17 protein-coding genes are annotated in these 24,499 nt (G+C 43.4%); 1 reads left to right on the top strand and 16 read right to left on the bottom strand.

From position 1 onward, the window contains the following. Positions 1-22: 22 nt before the first annotated feature. The 3 genes from BLR64_RS21810 to BLR64_RS21800 all read right to left on the bottom strand — a co-directional run bounded on the left by BLR64_RS21810 (position 23) and on the right by BLR64_RS21800 (position 4,096). A complete protein-coding gene (locus tag BLR64_RS21810) occupies positions 23-739 on the bottom strand; it encodes a restriction endonuclease (RefSeq protein ID WP_090717447.1) in 717 nt (238 codons plus the stop codon). 509 nt (positions 740-1,248) lie between these two features. Next, entirely contained in the window at positions 1,249-3,663 is a 2,415-nt protein-coding gene (locus BLR64_RS21805) for a restriction endonuclease-like protein (protein WP_090717445.1), read from the bottom strand. Next, positions 3,635-4,096: a hypothetical protein gene (locus BLR64_RS21800; RefSeq protein WP_090717442.1), complete on the bottom strand. Its 462-nt coding sequence runs from the start codon at positions 4,094-4,096 to the stop codon at positions 3,635-3,637. The genes BLR64_RS21805 and BLR64_RS21800 overlap by 29 nt, the downstream gene beginning before the upstream one ends. Positions 4,097-4,466: 370 nt before the next feature. Between BLR64_RS21800 and BLR64_RS21795 the strand changes: the two genes are divergently transcribed. Further along, positions 4,467-6,338, top strand: coding sequence for an ATP-binding protein (locus BLR64_RS21795; protein WP_090717439.1), 1,872 nt, complete (start codon positions 4,467-4,469; stop codon positions 6,336-6,338). Positions 6,339-6,357: 19 nt separating this feature from the next. Here the strand turns inward: BLR64_RS21795 and BLR64_RS21790 are convergent, their stop codons facing one another. From BLR64_RS21790 to BLR64_RS21730, 13 genes are all read right to left on the bottom strand, one after another. Then, positions 6,358-7,590 (bottom strand): DNA cytosine methyltransferase, encoded by a 1,233-nt coding sequence (locus BLR64_RS21790; RefSeq protein WP_090717436.1) that lies wholly within the window; start codon positions 7,588-7,590, stop codon positions 6,358-6,360. Positions 7,591-7,652: 62 nt separating this feature from the next. Next, positions 7,653-9,692: an AIPR family protein gene (locus BLR64_RS21785; protein WP_090717434.1), complete on the bottom strand. Its 2,040-nt coding sequence runs from the start codon at positions 9,690-9,692 to the stop codon at positions 7,653-7,655. Next, the gene (locus BLR64_RS21780; protein WP_090717431.1) at positions 9,685-10,719 is read right to left on the bottom strand and encodes a PD-(D/E)XK motif protein; all 1,035 of its coding nucleotides are present in this window, start codon (positions 10,717-10,719) and stop codon (positions 9,685-9,687) included. The genes BLR64_RS21785 and BLR64_RS21780 overlap by 8 nt, the downstream gene beginning before the upstream one ends. Continuing rightward, positions 10,700-13,480, bottom strand: coding sequence for a Z1 domain-containing protein (locus tag BLR64_RS21775; RefSeq protein ID WP_090717429.1), 2,781 nt, complete (start codon positions 13,478-13,480; stop codon positions 10,700-10,702). The genes BLR64_RS21780 and BLR64_RS21775 overlap by 20 nt, the downstream gene beginning before the upstream one ends. Beyond that, a complete protein-coding gene (locus BLR64_RS21770; RefSeq protein WP_208607215.1) occupies positions 13,477-14,985 on the bottom strand; it encodes an ATP-binding protein in 1,509 nt (502 codons plus the stop codon). Before BLR64_RS21770 ends, BLR64_RS21775 begins: the two co-directional genes overlap by 4 nt. 335 nt (positions 14,986-15,320) lie before the next feature. Beyond that, entirely contained in the window at positions 15,321-15,917 is a 597-nt protein-coding gene (locus tag BLR64_RS21765; RefSeq protein WP_090717423.1) for a hypothetical protein, read from the bottom strand. A 386-nt stretch (positions 15,918-16,303) separates the two neighbouring features. After that, positions 16,304-17,155: a hypothetical protein gene (locus tag BLR64_RS21760; protein WP_090717421.1), complete on the bottom strand. Its 852-nt coding sequence runs from the start codon at positions 17,153-17,155 to the stop codon at positions 16,304-16,306. Between the two features lie 130 nt (positions 17,156-17,285). Then, complete coding sequence (locus BLR64_RS21755; protein ID WP_090717418.1) at positions 17,286-17,915, bottom strand: type 1 glutamine amidotransferase family protein; 630 nt, start codon at positions 17,913-17,915, stop codon at positions 17,286-17,288. 72 nt (positions 17,916-17,987) lie between these two features. Beyond that, positions 17,988-18,950: a helix-turn-helix transcriptional regulator gene (locus BLR64_RS21750; protein WP_090717469.1), complete on the bottom strand. Its 963-nt coding sequence runs from the start codon at positions 18,948-18,950 to the stop codon at positions 17,988-17,990. A gap of 122 nt (positions 18,951-19,072) precedes the next feature. Further along, a complete protein-coding gene (locus BLR64_RS21745; RefSeq protein WP_090717415.1) occupies positions 19,073-20,089 on the bottom strand; it encodes a carbohydrate-binding protein in 1,017 nt (338 codons plus the stop codon). 180 nt (positions 20,090-20,269) lie between these two features. Continuing rightward, positions 20,270-20,839 (bottom strand): SF0329 family protein, encoded by a 570-nt coding sequence (locus BLR64_RS21740; RefSeq protein ID WP_090717413.1) that lies wholly within the window; start codon positions 20,837-20,839, stop codon positions 20,270-20,272. Positions 20,840-20,933: 94 nt separating this feature from the next. Then, positions 20,934-21,917, bottom strand: a complete 984-nt coding sequence (locus BLR64_RS21735) for a tRNA dihydrouridine synthase (protein ID WP_090717410.1) — start codon at positions 21,915-21,917, stop codon at positions 20,934-20,936. A gap of 329 nt (positions 21,918-22,246) precedes the next feature. After that, positions 22,247-24,499: S-layer homology domain-containing protein (locus BLR64_RS21730; RefSeq protein ID WP_090717408.1), on the bottom strand; the 2,253-nt coding region annotated here is incomplete at its 5' end.

Raw genomic sequence — 24,499 nt, 5'->3', positions numbered from 1 at the left:
CTGCATTCGTTGTTTGAAAAGATTACATCGCCTTTGTCTTTCGGCAGCTTGGATAATTACTGCATCCCCAGAAAGCGGTGCCCTCTTTACTCTTGCGATGGACCATTGGTGCTCCACATGCGCAGGTTACGACTTTAATTGGGGTACCACTAGCTTTTTTAGGCTTTACTTTGCCTTTAGCAGGCTGCCATTTCCCCCAAGCCCGGAGCTTATTTTCGATCAGCGCCCCATGCCAATAATCAACCTTAAATTGCTCCGCCTCTCGTTTAGCTTCTGCTGTAAGATCGGAGGTAGTTATAAGCAGCGATAAGATGCAATCATGATTTCTTTTAGCACCTACTAATTCGCGAACCGTCATAACTTTTACTTTGTTATGCTCAGCGTAACACTTGGCTTGCACCGCCGTTTTCTCACCACGCTTATCAACAATAACTAAGTCTACGCCCCCATCCTTGCCGCCTACCCCCACTTCCCTTACGGTATAGCCTTGATCCCGGAAATATAAAGACAGCAGTCTTTCAAACTCAGCACCGTTAATTTGATCTAAAGGTGCCTTTAAGAGCAATTCATCCGGTCTGCATGTTGTAGAAGATCGGTTAAACACCGTAGTAGTGCTGTTCTTAACAGCGGTTTTCCGCTTGGCCGAACTACGACGTTTTGTCTTCTTGCTACCTTGCAGCAGCCCAGACAAGATGGATAAGACGATGATGACTGCTATAAATCCAATTGTTGATGCCATAAAAAACTCCTCTGATTAATTAGTATAATTGCTGCTCCCAGTTCCTGTTTCCTTGAAATACCAAGTTTGTTTATACCCCCTTCTTTTAGCCGCATACTCCTATCAAAATAGTAGCAGACAACGCAAAAAGAGGCGGCTCTCCCTAGTCTAGAGTACGCCTCTGAAGGTTCGCTCATGATCATGCCTTTAACTTGTTATATGTTTCTTAAATAAGCATATTATGGTGTCTGTAAATAGTCAAACTAAATAAGACTCACTACTACATTAGGTTTTTTGTACCTTGTATAAATCCATTAGATTACAGAACTTCCTGTACTTCGACTGCTGAGTTTTCTCCCTATCTATCTTGATCTCATTTATACCATCATTTAAGTACCTCAACTGCTCATCTACGTTCAACCCATAACAAAGCGCAGTCCCGATGCATTAGAATAACGCCGATATCAAATATTCAGAGGGCGGTAATGTTTGTTTAAACTCAAACATTCCCGCCCTCCACCGTTGAGTGCTTATATATTCCTTACCTCCACAACCCGACCCAAATCCACATACTCCTCATGATCCAGCTTCACCTGCACTCTGCCCTTACGGCGCTTCTCCCGCCATTCCCGCAGTGCCTCCTCTGTTTCCAGACGGAGCTCGGCAAGCTCCAGGGCCCGGTCCAGGATGTACTTACTGGTGTAGAGCACCGTATAAATCCCTTGTCCGCCAAGCGCAATAGGAGCGGCCAACTGCTTCCATTCCTCAACCGTAAAGCGCACATACAGTTCCTCCTCCGTACCCGGCCGACAAGGGACTTCCGTAATCTCCTTACGCCGCAGCACCTTCCAATCCGCTACCCTTCCTACCCAGTGGATGCCTGTTTTTGCAGGATCAATGAACTTTTTGCGGGATTGGCACATCGCTACGTATTCGATCTGAGTAAGGCTCTTCTGACTGGCAAGATTCTTTAACGGCATATGGTAAAAAGCTTTCCGAACCGCCACCCCCACCTGCTCCGGTCCCCGAACCGAACCGACCAGCACATTTTTGCCCGCAAGCTGATCCGCATAATACTCTCTCGTGCCGCGTGGACGTGTGGACCGCTCATAAGCTTTTTCCGGACTATCCCGGATAATCTCATCCAGGAATTGCTCGACCAGGCTGGTGGCATTCGGCAGAAACGGCAGGGCGCCAATGTTCAGAAGCTCAATGCTTTTATAGAAACGGTGGTCCTTGAACCGCTCCTCGTCAGGATAGGGAAACAACACATACGCTCCGAACATGCTACGCTCGTATTCCCCGGAGCCTTTCTCCTGATACACAATCGCATCCCGATAACGGTGCATCGTGTTGATGTCGTCCTCTTCCGGCCCAGGCTGCCCATATTTCCCTTGGTATGGAGTACCTTCATACGCAGGATTCAGGCGATATTTAGCATCAAAAACATACTTATACTCCTTGATCTGTCCAGCATCCTTCTTCTTCAGGGTTAGCACATTGTCCGGGCGCTGACTCAGCGTCGGCGTCTTGTCCGTCCCAGGAATCGCATTATAGTACAGGATGAATTGCTCCCCGTTCACCGGGTTCTCATAGACCATCTTTGCGCTCTGCGAGCGGTCCAGCGTCACAAAAATCCCGTTCCGGTTCACCTTAATAATATCCTGCTTCACCAGCTTGTACTTCTGCCCCAGCAGCTGATTGAGCTTCAGGAAACACCAATATTCATAGAGCTGAGCGACATCCTTCATGGATAGGCGGAACAGGTCACTTTGGATAGACAGACCTTTGAGCAGCATAAGATAACAGCGATAGACCTCACGGTACCCGGGCGCCATCTGCAGCACCAGCGTAACCGACATCTGCTTCAGCACCCCAGCCTCACGCAAAAAATCCATCTTAAGCACCCGCTCAATTTGCGTAAGCATCGAATCCAGCCTTTTGATAAGCAGGGGATCTGCGGTCCGGCTTTTGGTCTTCCAGCGGGCTTTGAGCTCCTTCAGCTTGCCATGAATACGTTCCAGCATCCAGCGGATGAACCGGTTCTCGTTCGTATCATAGGCGAGGCGCTTCCGCGTCTCCATTAGATGTGTGGCAGCGTAGCTCCGATTGCCGATGGTGATGAACCCACGGTTCATGTCTTCTCTTAACCGTTCCGGATGCTTCGCGAGCTCGCGGATGTTCTCTCTTCCGGCCCTTTTGACCCGATTGGCATCCACCAGACGGCGGTCCTGGAGCAGCGCATAGTTAGGATTTTTGTTGATCCGCTCAACGGCATCGAGAAGCTGCCTAAAGATATATTGCAGGATCGTAAAAAACTCCGTCAGGCTCTGATGCTGCGTCTCCCGCAGGCCTGTTAGCTGGTAGGTCCGGCGCAGAAAGTCGAAGGCCAGATTATAAATCTGTGCATTCACCTCATTCAGAATGTTCTGGTAATCCAGCTTGTAATCCATCTTCGACGGAAAAATCTCCATCTCCACCCGCAGCAGCGGCTGCCCCTCACTCCGAATCTCCCACTCCGTCAGACCAACCTCATTGCCAAAGTTAAGCACACCCGCGAGAAGCGATCCACCCAGAGGCTTAACCGCCTGCCGCAGCAGTACATTATCATGGTAAAAAGAAAGCTTCACCCCCGACTTGCTCTCAATCACCAGCTCATACGACTGAGTCTCATAAAAGCATGGAAAGACCGCCTCCCTCGGCTGCCAATCCACCAGTTCGTAAGTCTCCGGCGAAAAAACCTTGATCTGCACATCCCCAAGCCGCTCAGAGCACACAAGCCCAAGCTGCGCGTTCACCCACTCCTGGTCGGAAGAACGATGAAGCTGCAATGCCTCCACCGTAGGATGAAAGGGCCTTCCTGACACATATAGCGTAAAAAGCTCCGTCTCAATACGGAGCAATTCCACCGCCTGATTAAGAGAGCCAGAATGAGGTGAATCCATCTTCCTCCAGCCTCCTCAGCATATAAGCCAATTTACGCGCACTTTGCGGATGCTTGACCCCAGGCGGATTCTGACCGGCAGCCCATCTCATATAGAGCGGAGAGGCATCCTCCGTTAGATCCTGCACATTTACCGCTATGCCAGCGCCGCTACCTATCGCGACCTTCATCAGGTTGAGCAGAACCCGGCGCACGGAGGAATGGCTTCCTTGAATGCGCGGCAGAATCTTTTGCAGCAGCTGCCAGTCGAACGCTTCTTCTTCGTCCATCAGGCCATAACGGTCGTTATAAATCATATAAAAGCAAATCGCATCCCGTACCCGGAAGCCCACATGAGCATGAATATCCTCAAGCAGCGTATTAATCTTTACCAGTCTCTCCGTCGTCCGGACAACAAGCTCCTTGTGAGTATCATAGGCATCTAACAGCTGCAAATAATCCGAGCGGACAAACAGATGATGCTAGTCCAAATATACTAAGATCAGTAAGTGAATCAATCCTTTAAGCGTAACTACAACTTGAGGTTTACTAAACAATCCTACATTTTAGTTGAGCAGTGCAGATGTGTTCCACCCGGCCTCGAAATATAAACTTCAGCCAGTATTCCAAGTTGCAATAAAAATTAATCATTTAAGAAAAAAATTGATAATATCTTTCTATCAACTGTGAGGTTGTGGAAGGATTCCAACGATATAAAGCCGAAATAAAACGTATAGCGTAAGCGCGAATTTCGATATTATCACTCTTTACTGATTTACTCACTCGCAAAAAAATCCTAAGTATTAAAAAAGGAGTTCCAAAAGAATGTCAGAAAAATTAGCGATGACCTTTCAATTGAATACTATTGATCATCTGGGAGTAAAGCTCTATAGCTCATTTCCTCCAGTGATCGCCGAATTAGTGTCAAATGCATATGATGCCGATGCAAAAAAAGTAGAAGTTATTATTGATTATCAAAATAAAGAAGTAATTGTGTCGGATGATGGCCATGGTATGACTCGAAACGATTTAAACACAAATTTTCTTGTCATCGGAAGGAACCGAAGGATTGATACCAGTAATGGTTATTCCAGAATTTTGAAAAGAAAAGTTACTGGGAGAAAGGGACTTGGCAAACTCGCCGTCTTTGGAATAGCGGAGACGATAATTATTTCCTCTACATGTGAAAACTATAAAAATACTTTCAAAATGAACTATGATGATATTAAAGACAATAGTGATAAGCAAGTGTACTATCCCGAACCAATTGATGATAATATCCCTGTTAAAGAGGGTAATGGTACAGTTATCACAATCAAAAATTTGAAAGTAGATGCAATAACGGATATTGCCACTTTGTCAGAAAGTTTATCCAGTAAATTCAAATTTTTTGATGCAGACTTTCAAGTCACAATTACAAATAGTAATGATTCCCAGAGCACACTTGTTACAAATGAACTTTATTATAATAGAATCCAAAAGGAATTTGAGTGGCATTTTCCAAAAGACTTTGAGAGTGAGATAAAGGACTCCATTTATTTGAACTGGCTAATGGAGAAAGGTGTAAATGGCCATATTATAACTCAAAAAACCCCACTCCAACAGAAGCATAAAGGCTTTATTATATATTCACGCAAAAAATTAGTTCAAGAAAACACCTTCTTCAACGAACGTTCTAATGATAATTTCCATTCCTATGTAACTGGAAATTTCACTATCGATTTCATTGAAGATCTAAATGAGGACTATATTTCCACTGACCGAAGATCATTGTTATGGGATCAACACAAAGACCTTAAATTGCTTAAGGACAACCTTGATAAGCTTATAAATAAAATAAATAATGAATGGAGAAAATCGCGGAAAGAAAAGAAGGAAACCGCTATTGAAGAATTAATTCCAAAGGATTTTTATAATGATGTTAATCCGCCCGAAAGAAAGATACTTCAAAACTTCCAAAATCAATTAGCCAATAATATTGAAACTGAAGATGAAGCATTAAAAGTGGTTGAAATTATGAACTCTCTAAAGAACCAATTCCACTTTGAGTACTTTAAAACCTATGTCTCTGAACTCAATGACGCAGAGATTACCGTTGAAAACATGAGTAAAATCAGTAACGATTGGGAAAAAATCGAACTTCACGAAATGTCGAAAATAGCTGTGGGTAGAATTGAAACAATTAATAGGTTCGAAAAATTTATAAAGGAAAATGCATCTGAAACAAAATACATCCAGCCCTTTTTAGAAAAGTTCCCTTGGATATTGGACCCAAGAATGACCACATTCGATAGGGAAGTCACCTACAGCAAAATACTAAAGGAGGTATTTCCCGATGACGAGCTTGAAGAAAGTAATAGAAGAATCGACTTTGTCTGTTCCAATGTCAACGGCACTGTTCATATTATTGAACTAAAGAGACCTAATATAAAACTTTCACTTAAGGAACTGCACCAAGCTGTAGATTATTCCCGGTTTTTAAGTGAAAAGAGAACAGAAATCAGTGATATTAAAACTTTCCTAGTATCTGATAATATTACTATGGCTCCCACAGATAAGAAACTCTATGATTCCTTGCACCAGACAGGAACATTAATTATCAGAACTTACTCAGATATGCTAGAACAAGCAAAAAGCTATCACAAACAATTCATTGATATGTTAGATGAAATCAAAAAAACTAAAGAGGGTCTTTAGACCCCTTTAGTTCTTGGTTTTATTTTTCTAACATCTGCTTAATCTTTTCAGCTATACACTCTGCCATTAATGGCGGAACTGCATTTCCGATCTGAGTGAAGATGGCTGTTCTTGGGCCTTCGAAGAAAAAATTATCAGGAAATGATTGTATTCTAGCTGCTTCACGAACTGATAGGGAGCGTAATTGATTGACATCTGGATGAATGTAATAATGGCCATCTTTTGCTATATGTGCAACCATTGTGTGCGAATAATTAAGATCACTTGCTACGACCTTAAATCGATCCAAAAAGGCCGTAATATTGCTATGAGTCCTGTCTTTTTCAGGAACATCTGTATACTTCAAACGCTTTTTCTCTTTATCCCATTGACCAATAGCAAGTCTGTAAATTTCTCTGTCATGATCGTTATGGGGACGGCTAATATGCTGAACCAAAATATCATCATCTGATCTGATGGCGTGTTTCCTAAGGTATTCAGAGGGGGATGCAGAATACATAAAATCCTTAGTTTCTCCAGGTTGAAGAGTTGGCATATCTTTAAGGATATCTGAGACCAAGTAGTTGTGATCATAATAATTAAATTCAGGATAGAAGAGATCAGTGCCCTTTACCCACCCAATTAAAATCACACGTCGTCTTTTTTGTAAGACTCCAAACTTACTTGCATCAAGTATTCTTGCCTCAATGTTATAACCGGCATCATCCATAAATCTTTGGACATCATCAAATAACTTTCCTTTTCCAGCGGTCAATATGCCAGGTACATTTTCAAAAACAAACAATTTAGGTTTATACTTTTCTAAAAACTTAACATACTGCCGATATAAATAATTTCGAGGATCGTGTTCTTTGTTATAAGGATCACGCGCTCGGCCAACTAACGAATAAGCTTGGCACGGTGGCCCACCAATTAAAACATCGACAGACGATGTGCCTTGATTATTAAGGCTTTCATCAATAGTTTGAAATATTTCTCCAATACTTTCATCAGAAATTTCTCTATTAAGTACTGATTTTAGAACCCTAGGATCGACTTCACCATATAATTCTTCTTTTGTAATTAGATTTTTAAGGTATCTATGATATACGTCTAATCTGCCGTTCTCTTTAAGATAATGATACACCGCACGGGTTTTAAGAGTCTGTGCAGCATACGCATCCATCTCAATATGAGCCACAGGTTCAAAACCCTGACGTATAAAACCTTCTGATAAACCTCCGGCACCGGCAAATAAATCAATAAAATTCATAGACAATCTCCTAAAATCAATATTATAACTCATTATACCAGGTTAAGATAGAAAGATAAATACTAAGAAGTGACCCGCTGATCGTCTAAGAAGTAACCAACTTCATCCAAGTCACTTAATATTTTTTCAGCATGTATTGCTTGTTTAATTGAGGGAGTAATTCCTTGTCTTACTATTTTCCCCAAACTGAAAGCTAAGCTTCTTTGCCAAGGAAGCAAATTATTGGTCTCTTTACTCCAAGCGGCTATGTCAAACCATGTTTGCGAATTTATTCCCTTAATTTTGTCGATCAGTCTTAACTGTTCGCTATCATCATCATTTTCTCTGTCTTGCTCAAATTCAACTAATTCTTCAAAGAGTTCATCTGGTAGTTCTATTTCGCATTTTTCAAAGCTCTTCCAACATTCTGCCTTCTTACACCACTCGGTTACATTCCCATTTCCAGGTGCATTAATGATATGGCGATGAGCAAAGCCAGAAACATGTATAATGGCCTTTTCTAATGTAGGTGATATGTCTTGCTCCTTCCAAATCTTATGAATGTCTATCTTTTTTTGAGTCGCATGGGCTAACCAAGCTAATGTATAAGTAACAATGTTAGCCCTGTATCCTCCATACTTTTGTCCTTGAACTAACTTCTCCGTTCTACGAAATAGAATTGCCTTGGCTACAAGTCTCTCAAAATAGTTTTGATCTGGAAGGGGAGAAGTTTTCTGCTCGTTATTTATAACTGTAAATTCATTAAAGTTTTTCTGTGCACCTCTGCTCACAATGTGTGGTAGCTGATTCCACGTGTTTTCATATTTAGCTAAATCAGTTTTGGTAAACAATTGGTGCTTAGGATGAGTAAGATCAAATTGTTTCTTTTGTGCTGGCGTAGAGGCCCTACCTTTTTCATCCATGTACTGACCTCTTGCTCTCTCATAAAACCATCTAGTTTGTCTCTGGACTCCACTTGTTGCAGGAGCCCAAATTGTCCTAGATAGTTCTTCAACTTTCCTATGAAAGGGATCATTGGCAGAGAAATCGGCTGTTTGAATTTTATTTTGGTTATTTGCATATTCCGAAATACGAGGAACAATCTCATCAATTTTACTTGAGTTCAAAATTACCGTCAGCTTTACTTGTACAAATAAATTATTCATATCAGCCTTATCTTTTCTATACGCATGATAAATGGAGGCAGTGGTCTGACCCCCATTGACAATCTGAAGATCCTTTACAGCTTTTATAGCCTTAGTACCATTATCCAAAGCTATTAATTCGATGTTCTCAGCTACAGCAGAAAGGCCATTATTATATGCTAAAAACATATGAGGCTCATATCGAATGGTGGAACGTATTCCTTTATTAACATTGCCTCTTGCTTGCAAGAAGGACCTTACATTACGCTCCAGAAGCCTTGGGCCATATTGTCCGTAAATACTCACAAGAACTTGACCAGGAAATATAGCAAGATATGTCATATAGTCTGAATTTTCTTCTACAGGCATAGGCAAACAAGGAATTGCCTGACCATGCTCAGTAAAATCAATCTCGATTGCTTCTCGTTTCTGTCCAGAACTCCAAGACCGGTATAATCTTTCAATATCCCACACATGTACTTTAATTGGGATACCATTCACAGAGACCTCATTTGCAACCTCAGACTTTGCAAGTCCATCTGTCATATATACAATTTTCAGTTCCGTTAGTATCTCTTTTGTCTCAAATAATTGCATTGCTAAATCAAATACAGGTGATGCTTCCTCAAGGGAAGTGTGTAAACCTCCTAATGCTCTTTTAAAAAAACCAATGCACCTTTTAATTGCAGCATCTAGATCACTTTTTCGCACGGATTCAGGAGGGCACGATGCAGAGTAGTTCGCCACAAAGAGCACGATCTGATCTAGCTCCTCGGAGAAGCTATAACCATTAATCTGCATACCTCTTCCACGGTAAGAGAAGACATCACTATCTTCAATTTCTTCAAAATCAGTTAAATAGTCCATGAATAATCTTGTAAACTGATCCTCACGAAAATTCTCTTCGCCTTCCATTTCTGATAAGCTAATAATCTCTTGTTGAAAGTCTTGTGCAAACTCTAATATATTCTTAGCCATTTGAATCTACATCCCCAATCATATTCAACACAGCATTTTCTGCCACTAGGTATTGTTTGCATTGAGAAATCATTATGGAGTATTTAACATCACCAACCCCTTCAATCAGGTCGTTTTCAATGATTCTCGGGAAACCTTGACTCACCTTAAAAAGGTTATATTCCCTTATGCTATAGGTTGGATTCTCATAACGTTCAGAGTGAACATCCAAATAGCCTGCTTCAAACAATTTATCCTCAAATAACTCTGAAACCAGAGGGGATGTTTTTATTTGCTCCTTAACGATACGTACAATTTGATTTAGGGAGCATCCTTGACCTGACTGATTATCCAATGAAAAATGACATAAATACAATTCTCCTGACTGACTATTATCTAATTGCCTTTCACTCGAAATATATACTTTTTGGTGCTGTTTGCTTATTGAAGTTTTCACTTCTAACGAACATTCCTCAAATATGAAGTCGTGAACAGTTTTCTCCGGTCCTTTCCACGCATTTATAACAATTTTACTGTTAACGCCAACTTCAAGTAAACGATTTAGAAAAAAAAGTTCACCAAAAAGCCCTCTTTGGGCTTCTTCTCCCAGTCCCTCAAAGTGAAACCTTTCCAAAAACTTTTGCCACTTTAAAAGTCTCAGTATAATAATTTCTACTAAATGTTCAGTATCCAGTGGTTCCAAATGCTCCAAAATATTTTTTATTAATGAAACAAACAAATCATGAAACTGTGTTTTCTTTACAATTAGAAACAATGATAAGTAGTTTTCCTCTTCATCTCCCAAATACCGTATGCTTGCCTCAAACCCATTGGTTTGAGGCAAGGGTCCTAAATTTCGCAATACTTTATACGGAGCCTCGAGTACGAATAATCGTTTTCTAGTTTCAATCTCAACGCCTAAAAATAATTTATTATTCCATTGAGGTATAATGAGCCTCTTAATTATACCCTTTCTTATATCTTCCTCTTCGATAGATTCTTCGATCTGCTGCCAAATAGACTCAATATCATTCTTCATCGTCGCCATATATATTTCTCCAATAGGTGGTGTCAACAAGGTACTCAACCTGAACTGATTTATAGCTCTTTGGGAAACTAATTGAATATCCTATTACGGGTGTTTCACAATCAGGCAACGGTGGAAGCAACGGATAAAGCAATAACAATCCTCTTTGTTTGGATCTGACTGCTCTAATATATGGGCCACTCGGCACCTTTGGTACTTCTTTACCTCTTCTTTTGGGATTATTCCTCCATGCTGAAATGGTTGCTTCTAAAGCCGATGCTATTTCCGCTTCATCTAGATCATATTTGTATTCATCAACTGGACTGAGTAGTCTACCCTTAGATAACATCCACTTCTTTGGATCTTCCTTACTGTCGTCTTTTCTATTTATAAGACCTACGTTTCGACCTGCTATATTTTTCTCCATTCCTCTTCCACTGGATATTAACACAACAGTCCATTCCTTAAGTTCATCTTCAAGAAGTAGCTTCCTGATATATTTGCATAATGTTGTTGGATCTGCTTTTCGAGACAATGGATGCGTCCCGAATCCTTCAAGTAATTCAATTATTTTTTCACCATTGATCTCCTTCCATCTCCAAGAGCCGCCTTCGACTTGTTCCGGTATTCCTAATTGGTAAAGCCAACTGTTTACGATCGCATAGTTTTTTTCAAAAATTTCTTTATTCTTGTGGAATACGACTGTTTCACTTATCCCTCCTGAAAAAGAGACTGCCATTTTTGTACCATGTTTTAATTTATTTGAGGAAGTGATTTGCAAACCATCAGGATGTGTGCGAACCCTAAGCCCGTAATCCATAGGGGTGCCGCCAGTAGCCGCCATATAGTCAAACTCCTTGCGGAGCTCCTCATTAGCCATTGCTATATGTTTGTACCAACTTATAAGCTCTTCACTAGTATACAGACGACATAAATCCAAATATCCAGGTCTATATCCGAACCATCTTCCCATCTGCATAAGGGTATCATACATTTTAGAAGCGCGAAGATAATAGCTTACGCTTAAACCCTCCAAAGTAATACCACGAGATAGTTTATCTCCACCAATAGCTATAACACTCATACCATTGGGGTGGTCCCTATAATCCAAGACATCCTTTGCTGAACCGTTTATGGCTTTAACTTGAATTTTTGCCGCGGCCTCATAAAGATGGTCTTCAACCTGTTCCCACCGCAAGCTTATTATTTGGGGATCATCAACCATACTCTGGATGTCGTCAGTAACGCCAATAAAATCATTTTCCCAGATTCGTTTTAATTCATCAAATATTTGGTTTGAAGAATTTCCGGAACCAAATTCCAACAGATTCTGGAGTCTCGTAACTTCTTCCAGAACAAGATCCTTTATTAAACCCTGTACTGCTGTAAACCGTGTGATATGAATAAGCATCGATTTATGATCAGTAATTTGCCCTCTGGCCATACGTGCTGCACATGAAACAACAAATACTTTAATTGCTTTCTTAAGAGTAGGGGGGAGCGACTTTACATGATAGTCTTTTTTATGCCGATCTGGGATGTAAGGTTCGTAATCACTTACTTCATTTACAATAGGTAGCCCTAGGTGTTCGTCTAACCCGAGTTCTCCATCGTCATCCAGTCCAAATACTTGTACCGGACCAACGTAATTTGTCGGAGCTGGTAGATTAATGATAAAACTGCGGGGGAATAGATCTTCCCCGTATTTATTTACATTCCCACTATCATCCGGTGGATATATAAAAATATTGGCAAATGGAGTTGCAGTGTAACCTACATAAGAACTTTTTTGGAAGGTTTTTAAAAGTTGCCTAATTAATCGGTTTATTGTCGTGGGATCAGTATCCTCCAATATATTTCCGTTTTCATCCCTTTTTGCTTGTTTTCCATCTACAGAGGCATTGTCAGCTTCGTCATCAATTAGTAATAATGGAATGTTGTCCCTAACGATCTCTCCACTTTCAGGGTCAACCCTTCCATCACTTTGAATCCAGCGCAAGAGATTTTGAAGTACTGAGGCATTTTTCTTTACCACTAAAATTACCGGATCTCCACCCAACATAAATCCCACATTTCGGGCAATCTGGGTCCGGTAATCTCCATCCTCAGCACTGCTGGTTAATGAATGGATAACCAAGTCACCATGTTCAATTAGCTTGCCGACACCGACTTTTCTATTTGAATTGCTATATTGCCTGCTTAACCGTGTATCATAGCCAAGAAAATCCTCATCTAGTCTTAGTTGCGTTTGGCTCCGCAAATCGTTATGCATTCCAGCCATTACAATAATGAGTTTATACCCAGCATCAGCTGCCTTACATATTAGCCCAGTATAGTTAAGCGTTTTTCCAGACTGAACGTAACCTACAACCATACCTCTTCTATCCCACTCCCCCTGTCTTTTGGGATCTTCTAAGCTACCTAAAATATTATCCGTGAGCCCGTGAAGTTTAGAGATGACTATTGAAGGGTATGATTTCACATCCTCCAAATAATTTCTATATCGATTCCAAAAACCCCATTGTATCTCACTTTTTTTATCAGGTAACCAAACAACATGATCACGATCATCTCTCAGTTGGGTTTCATTCGCAACATACACATTATTAATACTTAATAAGTCTCGATACAATCTGTCTTCATCAATAATCTGCCCTGGGTATAGTGCATGTAACATAGCCAGTACAGGTTGTATGGTGTTTTTAATGATATCTGACGTAACTATATCGTACTGCCTTAGATTTACCATAACGTGACTTTTGGCAATGTCCAATAAATTCATTTATTTTCCTCCTCAAATTCCTCGCAACGAGCAATAACGTATTCTTTATATAGATCAAAAGGTTCCATTGCTATCAACCTTTTTTTAATATCACTTATCATCAACCCTTGATTTAGTAAAGCCTTAAGGCTGTTTTCTAATACCGCATTTAACTCTTTAGGAGGCTCGTCTTCAAAAGGACCTTTTATATTATCGGATTGTTCTGAATAGTTAAGTAAGATCATAGGAATAGGAATTGTTTCCTCTAGCATTTTTAATAATGTTTCTAACGTCTGGTTACCTTTAATGGAATTATTACATTCACGAACAAGTGGATGTTCGCGATTTATCTTATATGATATTTTTCCATGTTTTGCACTCTGCTGCCATAAATAAATAAATTCTGCTCCACTTGTGCGCGAGACTATCTTTCCGCGGTGCCTGTAAATATTTGATGCTCTATCTCGAGTTAATTTTGCTATCCTTTTTAGGTCTTGCCTAATATTCTGCGGCGGTCGCGCTTTAGATTTTTTAACATCTATTGACCACTCTTGATCAAGGTTATTCGGTATATCTATCTGGATACGAGCAAGTTTATAATGCTCTTCCTTTTGAAAGCCGAGTCCTAACCAGTCACCTGCGACTAACATTCGTTTGTTGCGATAAACGTAAAATCCTTGATGAGCATTCCATCCTTTTGTACCTGCGCCATACGCATGTTCTTCTTGGGACATTTTTGAATGATGGGGCAGTACATATGGTCTTACCTCTATTCGTTTTCCATTTATAAATAATGGCTCCACAGTTAGCAACTCCGTCGCCTTCAGATCAATAAGGAAAGGATTCCACGGCGACACCAGCTTGTCATTAAACCAAATTTTCAATGGATTCGGGCCTTCTAAAAATCTATGAAAAACCATTGCTAAGTGCTTCTTTACTATTGACGCTTTCTCTAAAAAAAGACCATGAGCCCGATCATCATCAACTTTCACTTCCTCGTCTACGACTCTGTCGAGTTTATCCCAAACAACAAGAGTACCTTGATCTAATCCCTCAAGAGCTTCCTTCTCCAGATTGTTAGAACCCTGTTTCAACAAACGCCATTGTCTGCAGTCCGAAACATAATCCAAATCCCAGCAACGGACGACTAAGTTTTCTCCTTTCAACTTAGTCCCAACAGTTAGCTGTTTACACTGTGAAAACGTTGCTGTTTTTAAACCAAGTCCAAATCTCCCCAAGTCATTAGCTGGTCTTAATAAGAGTGGATTTTTGGAGCCTAATGTCATCGCTTTTATTAGTTCTTTTTGTGTCATCCCAATCCCATCGTCTTTAATTGCGATCCATGAAGCAGCACCATTCCAAAAAAAATTAACCCAAACATTTTTTGCCTTTGCCGTAATACTATTATCAATCAAATCTGCAATTGCAGTCGATAATTCGTAGCCGAATGACCTTATCGAATGAATAAGAGAGTCCGCCTTAGGCTCAGCAATATCATATTCGTCGTATGTAACGTTCTCGTACAAGGCCATCACCCCATTCGTTATACTTTTCTAGGTATTTCGACATATTCATACCGGTATCCTCCCTTAATTATGGAAAATTCTGATATTCCGCATCTTCCATCCTAACGCTATCATGTTCAAAAAATAAATGTCGATTCCATCTAAAACAGGCTTTAGTTTCACGAGAACATGGCACCTCATCATGTTTTTCTATTCAATCTTTTATATTTGCTCTGCACAAAATAATGATAGTCCAATTTTCAATATAATTCCATGAAATTCCTCCAAATTAAATAGAAAAGGACTCCTGTTAAACAGAGTCCCTTAATAAAAGATACAGCGAATTATGGTTTGAACTAATTTATAGAAGCAGCCTGATTAATTTCCTCTTGAAAATTATTTAAGTCAAATTCCAATGTTTTTGCATTATTCTCAATAGAATCATTTTGTAAATTGTCTTTCAAACTGAAGTTTCCCTGAGACTGTCCTACCACGTAATAGCCAAAATCGTTCTTATCTGGCCTATCTCCTTTATCGGCGCTGAGAAAAACAATAACTTCTTCATCCATTTCAAATTTTGGGATGTAGTCTTCATCGAGGACAAGGATCATATCATCTGTTTCTCCACCATCTACCCGTACTTCTACGGTTTCTCCAGCTTCTCCCTTAAAGACCGTTTGAACTTGGATTGTTGTATCGGTAACCGGGAACCCTTCAAAGTTTTTCTGCACTTCTTGAGAGAGAACTCTACCTTTTACAATCGCATCTGCCTCATTAACAAGCTGGTTCTTGTCTAAGTGAATAAACTGAACTTCAGAATACACAACAGTTTTAACGGTTGTAGGAAAATTAGTCATGGTTTCATTCGACAGACTTGCTTCAGTATTACTATTTGTACATGCCGATAGAAACAGGAACAGCATGCTACCAAGAATAATATAAGACGATTTCACTTTTAATCATCCCCTTCTTCGTCTCTGTTAAAGACATTAACGTTGTTCACAGTAAAAATGGTAATTAAATTAAAAGGCAGCCTTGAGAGGCTGCCTTTTCAAGTCTGAGTTTAAATATTGCTTTCCACACCTTCTGGAAGGAATATTCTTGGAACATTATTGGTTCTATTGTACTCTTCTATGCGATTAATTTCTTCTTGAAAATCATTGAAATTTGCCATCATTACTTGTGATACTGCAACCCCAAAAAAAAGGCCCCGCATCCGCGGAGCCTCTCATCAATCTATTTCTAATGCCCAGTCCCATGATTAAATAACGTAACCCCGCCCGCAGGGCTTGTCTTTGCAGCGGAATCAGCGCTAGCTGAGGCTCCGATGGCAACTGCACTAAGTAACAACAGCGTCGTCAGCAACAAGGATATCTTCTTCGTCATAAAAAAACTCCCTCTCTAAGATATTTTTTATAATCCTTTGATACATCTCTTGCTGTGAATCTGATGCCCTGTTTCGGATAAGCTCGTAGAAGGCGACAGACTTTCTAAATCCCACCTCATCTTCTAGTTTACTACATATTTGTAAAATATCGAGTATTCTATTTAAGGCATCGGTCATATTATTTCTTCTATATAAATAGGTAGCGAGTAAGTACTTGTAATCCACATAGCTTCGTACATCTTCTCTCTTCTCTTTGCTGCTGATCTCCTCGATCTGATCCTCGAATAGCTCAAGCACCCAGTCGATAGAGTAGTTGTATTTGATTGCCGACTCCAAGACGGTTAACAGTCCGTTCAGGACTTCCTTCTTCGTTAACGTCTGCAGAAAGCGGACATACTCCTGCAGCACTCTGCTGTTCCCCTCAAGCAACTCAATGACATAACCGTTGGCCACAGCCATTTCCTTGAAAAAAGCCGCTTCCGCATATCCCTCTTCATCCAGATGCTTAATCCAGCCCAAATCCTTATATTGATTAATGCATCTTCTTGCTTCTGCGTATTGTCCCGTCTTCTGGTGCCCCACCCCCTTCATTAACAGGCTATATCCGAAATAGTAGGCAATGCTTCGGTTTAGGTGCGGCATTGGGGACATCCCGATGATAGTATGCGAGGTCTCGTAGGTGATAGCAATTACTTCGAATAGCTTATCTGACACCTCAATTACGGCTGGCCAGTTTTCACATGAAAATGATAGTTTTATCATGTCTACAAGTGAATCGGCAGCGATACCATCGAGTTCAAGCAACGTATACACTTCCTCTCAAAACCATTTATACCAATACTAACCCTTTATTTTCCATGGGTCAATATTCCATTTCTGCAGTTTGCTAGATTGTCAATATTACTGCAGAGGTTTAGAGGAAGTTCCGTGTTCGTTACTCTTGGAATCCACTCATCAGCTCGTAGAAATACTTAGGCTCCTGAGTCTTATACAGGTTATACCAGGCTTCTAAGGTCTGGTCGGAGAATACATCCAGGGCCCGCAGGACATGAACAGTAAACTCCAGGGGAGCTATTCCAGAGGCAGTAATCAGGTTACCATCCGTTACAGCAGGCTGCAGTTTATAGTGCTGTTCGCCTGTGTATGCCGGGCAGACCATTTTGAGATACTCCAGATCGTTGCTTGTATGAGCGCGTGTATCCAGCAGGCCTGTCCGGGCCAGCCCCATTGTAGCTCCGCAAATCGCCGCAACCCCTATATTGTCCTCCAGACATCTCCCGGCAGCCCGCAGGATAGGCTCGTGGATGGAATCTGTCCATGTCTCTCCACCCGGCAGAATCAGCAAATCTCCGCTGCTAGGACTGCATTCCTCCAGTGTGATGTCAGGCATTAGGGTTAATCCGCCCATTGTAGTTATAGGTGTCTTGTTTATCCCTACGGTGACTAGTTTAGACGGGGCTTGCCCCTTCTTATAGTATCTTCCCGAGTTCAGCTCGGCAGTCAGGTACCCGATTTCCCAGTCCGCCATGGTGTCACACACATACAGATATACAGTATGATTCATTGATAAATCCCCCTTTTCGTGATTACCTCCATAATAAAACAGCTCCACTGACATCCGCTGTCAGTGAAGCTGTTACTGCTGATAATATTCCATTAACTCCGCTGCAGTAGCAACAAGCTTGTCCTTTAAGCTCTGCGGCTCCATTACTTGAATGGACTTCCCATAGGGCAGAAGAAATGAAGGAACATACCTGTGAACGTTCTCCTCCTCAAGGGTAAAGATCGCCTGATTCGCTGTCCGCTCCTTCAGATGATGCCCGAGAAACCAGTGCAGACACAGGTCGTCCAGCGCATCCGCCGTGCCTTCTATCCTTACAGCCATCCATTCTTCCTTGCCTGCTGCATCAGGCAGCAGATTATGCAGGAAACTTTCACGGGCCGAAAAACCCTCCGAGCGCTCAAAGCTCTCCGCCGTACGCTCAATCGTCAGAATCCGGTCGGCCCGGAAGCTGCGGAGCTCTTTTTTCAAGTGGCAAAAGGCAACTGTGTACCATCTGTTATTCCAGTAGACTATCCCATACGGGTCGATCCTCCTGTTCTTGGCATGCTCCTCACGGCCTGTACGATAAGCAATTTCTACAGAGCATTCATTGGCTACCGCCCATTCTAAATCCGCGAGCACTGGCTGGACAGAAGCAGGCACCATATGGTTTATAACCTCAACACCGGCTAAATGGCGGCTAAGCACCTGCTTCTGCTCCTGATTGGAATACATTTTCAGCTTTGTTGCGGCATTGTCCAATACGTCACTCATAGGATATCCGGCCTCTTTTGCAAAAAGAGCAGCATGAAGGAGCGCCTTCTTCTCTTCCATATCAAACAGCAGCGGTGCTCTGATCACATTACTGAGAAGGCTATATCCGCCGTTATGTCCCGAGTCGGAGATAACCGGCACTCCGCTGGCACATAATGCATCGATATACCGGTACACGGTCCGTATATTGATTTCCAGCTTATCGGCGAGCTGCTTCGCCGTTATTTTCGCGCCGGAGTTCAGCATCCATAGGATGGCCAACATATTATCTTGTTTTGACATTACATAAGCCCTCATTTTCATAAAATCTGCTAGAATCAGTTTAACTCACAACGCCCTCCGCCGCAGCTTATAAAAAAATAAAGACGCCAAGGAGGCTTCCCCAGCGTCTTCGTAACACTCTATTAATTCTTACCGCCGTACCCCTGATAGGTAGCGTAAACGGCATTTGCATATTGATCGGCCAGAATAGGACGGCCATAGGAATCGGTAGCCCCCGGATACCAGTTGTCCCCTCCGTTATAGTGCAGCAATCCGTTATAGATGCTTCCGAACCTGGCGATTTTTTCATCCAGAATCAATGCGCCCATGCATACCTGATCCTGTTCATCGCTGTGATTATAGCTGCGGCCGAATTTGGCGCTGAATTGCGATAGATAGGCATTACGTGTGTTAGGCTCTACCTGCATCAAGCCGTCGCCGGCTGACGGGCTGCCCGGCAGACCTGCTCCAAAGCTGCTTTCCTTCTTGATAACTGCACTTAGCAACAGGGCAAAATCTCCGCCTTTACCGAATTTATTGTCTACATTCATTACATAGGTCCAGATTTGACTTGGAACCTCGGAAGGCTTGGTTACAGAGGTCTGCGGTGAACCGATATAAATCTTAACCGAGCTCATCTTGTCATTGACATTGTCGCCAACCCAAGAGGAATTAGCAGTATAGGTCCATTTGGTTCCTCCAAAGCTATCGTTCTCAAACACTTCAACCGTCCAGCCGCTAGGCACCTTGAGCGATGACATCCAGTCATTCGGTATACCTGCAGCGTTCAGCTGAGAGAGTACATAGTTGCCCGTTCCGAGCGTTACCGCCTTGCCGCCATAATTGATATCAGCATAAAAGGTGGCGCCGTTTGTTGCCGGAGGTGGCGTTGGTGTCGGAGTTGGTGTTGTTGTTCCTCCTCCGCTTTTCCATAAGGCAGGAACATTAGACGGCTCCCAGCCGACCAGGGAAGTATGGGCCTGAAGGCAGGTATACGTACTTCCGCTGTAGGTTACTGTATCATTTACTGCATATGCAGTATTTGGAGCCCATGCTCCTCTAGCGGCAGCGTTTGCAGGCGTTAAGCTTGTGAAGTACAGGGATAGGAATACTGCTACAACTACCAGAAGCGATAAGGCTCTAGCGGGAACTTTTTTCAAAAGTTGAAGCCTCCTTTATTTAGTTTACCGGTTTCGGCCATAAGCCGATCCACAGGACTATTGTATTGTCGTTTGTGAAAATCATTCCATAAGCAAAATAAAATAGCTCCACTGACATCGCCGTCAGCGGAGCTACCCAAGCTGGTATTCCATAAATGGAATACCTTTTATATCAGAGCCTCACAACACCCTCCGCCGCAGCTCATAGAAATACTGAACGGCCGGATGCTTCAGCTCCATCTTCTCAGCCATACTCAAGATCCGCTTTTTGCCGACCCGCCTGTCCAGCAGAGCCAGGATGTTCAGCATCATGTCGCTGCTCTCCATACTCTCCTCTATCGGAGTGACCAGAAACTTGTTAGCCACCACGATAAAATTCGACTTCGTTAATGCCGTCTGCGCGGACAAAAGCGCCTTGGCATGCTCTGTGCTCTTTCGGCTTCTGGCCATTACGATCAGGCGGTCCTCCGGCACGGGCCCCTTGTTTGCTTGTCTGACCGCTTCAATGTCCTCACTTGTGACTGGAATCCGGATAGCCGGATCATTTTTGATGTCCAGCTCCGTCTGATACCATCTGATCGGGCTGCTTTTATCGCTCATGCTGAGCACGTTCTTTTTATCGACCGAGATGTAACAGATCCCTGATTTATCAGGCAGATAACGGTAGCCCGGCGCGCGGTACTCCACCCTTTCATTTAACGCAGGACTCAGAAAGCCCTCCAGCTGCTGCTTCAATTTACTCCAGGACATGTAATCCCTCCCTATACCAAACAGAGGACAGGCTTGCTGGCTCCGGGTTGTCCCCCTCTCCATTCCGCCTATCCTCCACTTAGCAGCTTAATATCTATACGTTATCCGCCTCTTCAGGCTCCTTACTTGCAAAAGCATCAAGCAGCGCACGCACTTCACTCGTTGACTTAGTGTTCATTAAGGTATTTCTTAATTCACCGGCCCCGCGGAAGCCGCGGACATAGATTTTGAAGAACCGCTGAAGCGGGCTGAATGAACGCGGCGCTTGTCCTGAATACTGATCATAGAGGTCCAGATGCAGCCGCAGCAGATCCAGCAGCTCCTCACTGGTGTGCTCCTTCGGCTCCTGCTCAAACGCGTACGGATTCTGAAAAATCCCCCGCCCGATCATAATCCCGTCCACCCCATACTCCTCAGCAAGCTTCAGGCCGGTCTGCCGGTCCGGGATATCCCCGTTAATGGTCAGCAGGGTATTGGGTGCAATCTCATCCCGAAGCTTTTTGATCTCCGGGATCAGCTCCCAGTGGGCAGCGACCTTGCTCATTTCCTCACGCGTGCGCAGATGAATCGACAGATTCACAATATCCTGCTGCAAAATGTGAGTTAACCAGCCGCGCCATTCGTCGATCTCGGTGAACCCCAGTCTTGTTTTCACGCTGACCGGCAGTCCCCCGGCCTTGGCCGCCTGAATGATCTCCGCTGCGAGCTCGGGACGGCAGATCAGGCCGCTGCCCTTCCCGTTCTCCGCTACATTCGCTACAGGACAGCCCATGTTGATGTCGATGCCTTTGAAGCCTTCCTCGGCCATTCCGATGCTCATCTGGCGGAAGTACTCCGGCTTATCCCCCCAGATATGCGCGACCATCGGCTGTTCATCCTCTGTAAACGTCAACCGCCCGCGCACCGCATGATGGCCCTCCGGGTGACAATAGCTCTCTGTATTCGCAAACTCGGTAAAGAACACATCCGGTCTGCCCGCCTTACTTACGACATGACGAAAGACCACATCCGTCACATCCTCCATCGGCGCCAGTATAAAAAAGGGACGCGGCAAATCGCGCCAAAAGTTAGTTGTCATATCAGTAACCTCTCTATAGACATCAGGATCGCTCTTATCCTGCGTATGTTATGGTGCTGCCCAAGTAGAAACGGCTGCGCCGTCCTAAACAGGACGGTATCCGTTTCTGCGAGAAAGATAAGGGTAAAGGATAGCGTGAAATATATACTTTCTTATCTTTTCAAAAAGAAATAGACCGCCCTGTCCAAAGGAAACGGTCTATCGCATGCTTTATTATAACATGGCAAGAGGAAAATTCAATCCACGGACCTATATCAGCGAGATGAAACAGAGAAAGGCCAGTTCTCCATTTTCACTTGGAGAACCGGCCTTTACGTGTCTTACCTTTATTATTCGTTAATCAAACTGGACTTTTGCAACAGCCGTTGCATCATCGTCGCCACTTCTGCTCTTGTAATATAAGCTTTTGGAGCTAGACTATTAGCACTTCTGCCCGCGATGATCCCTGCGCTGATGCTGTCCGCTACTCCGTTTAATGACCAATTCGCAACATTGCCGGCATCAGAGAATTCACCGAGAACATGACTCGCGCTTTGTTCAGCAATCTTTTCTGATAATCCCGTGAGTTTCATCGCTTTCGACACAATCAGCATAGCCTGTTCACGGGTAATCTTATCGTTCGGACGGAAGCTTCCATCCTCATAGCCGGTAATTAGCCCGTATTTATAAGCTGTCTGAATTGCACTGCTGTACCAATCGGCCTGCTTCACATCTGTAAAGCTACCCCCGGAGGTCTCCAGTCGAAGGCCTAAGCCCCGAACGATAATCGCTGCAAACTCTGCCCGGGTAATGTCTCGATCCGGACTGAATAGCTCATCGCCCGTTCCGGTTACAACCATACGCGAGCCCATGTTGTTGACAGCGTCCTTCGCCCAATGCTTTTCTATATCCTTGAACTCCAGCGGATGCCATACAATTGTGTAGGTACTGTTGGTCAAGCTGTTAATTTCGGCATAATATTTACCTTCGATCATGACAATCTTCGTTGGGACATGGCGTACGGTTCCGTCTGCTTCCACAACTACCCCCGTCGTTATCCGATTCGGATCTACTCCTTCCGGAATAGCCACTGTGCGCTTAACATAGATGTTAAAATTCGAAATTTCCTCCGTACGTTCCCCGTAACCTGCGGTCACCCTGAAATTGAGCGGAGGAACGACCAGCGAGAAGCCCCCTTGATTCGCTGCTGCTTCAACGACGCGAACGGTTGCCGCCTGTGGTTCAGCAATCTCGATCTTCACCTTGATGTCCTGCAGATTAAGATTAGTACCGAACTGTTTGGATAATGCGTCGATATTGACTTGCCCCGCAGGCAGAGTATAGGTGGCTTTTTCTGTGCGGATCTCGACAACGGCCTGCTGATTTTCCATATTCTTAACCATGCGCCCGTTCAGTTCGCCAATCAGAACCTGGCTCTTCGTTGATACCGGGATCGTGATGACCGCGCCGGTTCCTTCCTCATCCAGACGCTTCTGAAGCTTCCCTTCATCGACTATGATTGTGGTGACTTGCTGACCATTCACTTCAGCCGTTGCGGCCGTTCCTGCGTTCTCTACCTTCCCGTTCACAAGCACGACAACCTCTGTACTTGCAGGTTGTTGCGAAGCCGGCATAGCCGGCTGATTTGGTGTACTGCCGCCGTCATCATTATTGATCGGCTCCCGTGGTGTTACAGCATTGGAAGGAGCAGATGATTCACTTTCCCCTACAGCATTTCTTGCCTTCACCGTAAACGAATAGGTGGTTCCATTTTTCAATCCACTAACGGTAATCGGACTGGAATTACCTGTCCCGACCAGATTCTTGTTAGCATCGTAAACCTCATACCCGATGACACTGCTTCCTCCATTGTTTGACGGTACATTAAAGGTAATCGTCGCACTGCCGTTTCCTGCAACAGCAATGAGATTTGTTGGCGCCGCAGGAGTGGTGGCAGGCGTTGCATTGACTTCGTTCGATTGCACATTTAATCCGCCTGTATTACCTGCCTTCACCAGAAAATAATAGGCTGTACCATTATTCAGGTTTTGCACTTGATATGTCGCTTCGGTTACAGTTGCCAGCGCAGTATCAATGAACACACCAGGTATTTCGGACATATAAACGTTATAGTAAGTTGCACCTGTTACTGTATCCCAACTTAAGACAACCATACGATTTCCTGCAGTTGCTGTAAGGTTAGGAGCGGTCCGCGGTGTGGTGTCGCTGATCGTCACGGTCAACGTTGGGTTCGTTCCGGCGCTCATCTCTACCGTGAAGACTTGTGCTCTCGTTCCCAGCGTAGCCAGGTATTCTTTCTTCAGCGTCAGCACATGACTTGTGCTGTCGTAGCTGTAGTTTGTGCTGCCGATGCTTGTCCCGCCCAGCGTTACATCACTCAGCGTGTTGCCTCTCGGCGTGATCATCGCGGTAACATCTGCATAACCGGACGCCTGCGCGTACTTGTCGAACACCGCTGTTGTTGGCGTCACTGTGCTGTTCTGCGGTGTGGTGTCGCTGATCGTCACGGTCAACGTCGGGTTCGTTCCGGCGCTCATCTCTACCGTGAAGACCTGCGCTCCCGTTCCCAGCGTAGCCAGGTA

Source organism: Paenibacillus typhae (assembly GCF_900099765.1).
Taxonomy (GTDB): domain Bacteria; phylum Bacillota; class Bacilli; order Paenibacillales; family Paenibacillaceae; genus Paenibacillus_AQ; species Paenibacillus_AQ typhae.
This window is presented reverse-complemented; position numbering and strand designations above follow the sequence as displayed.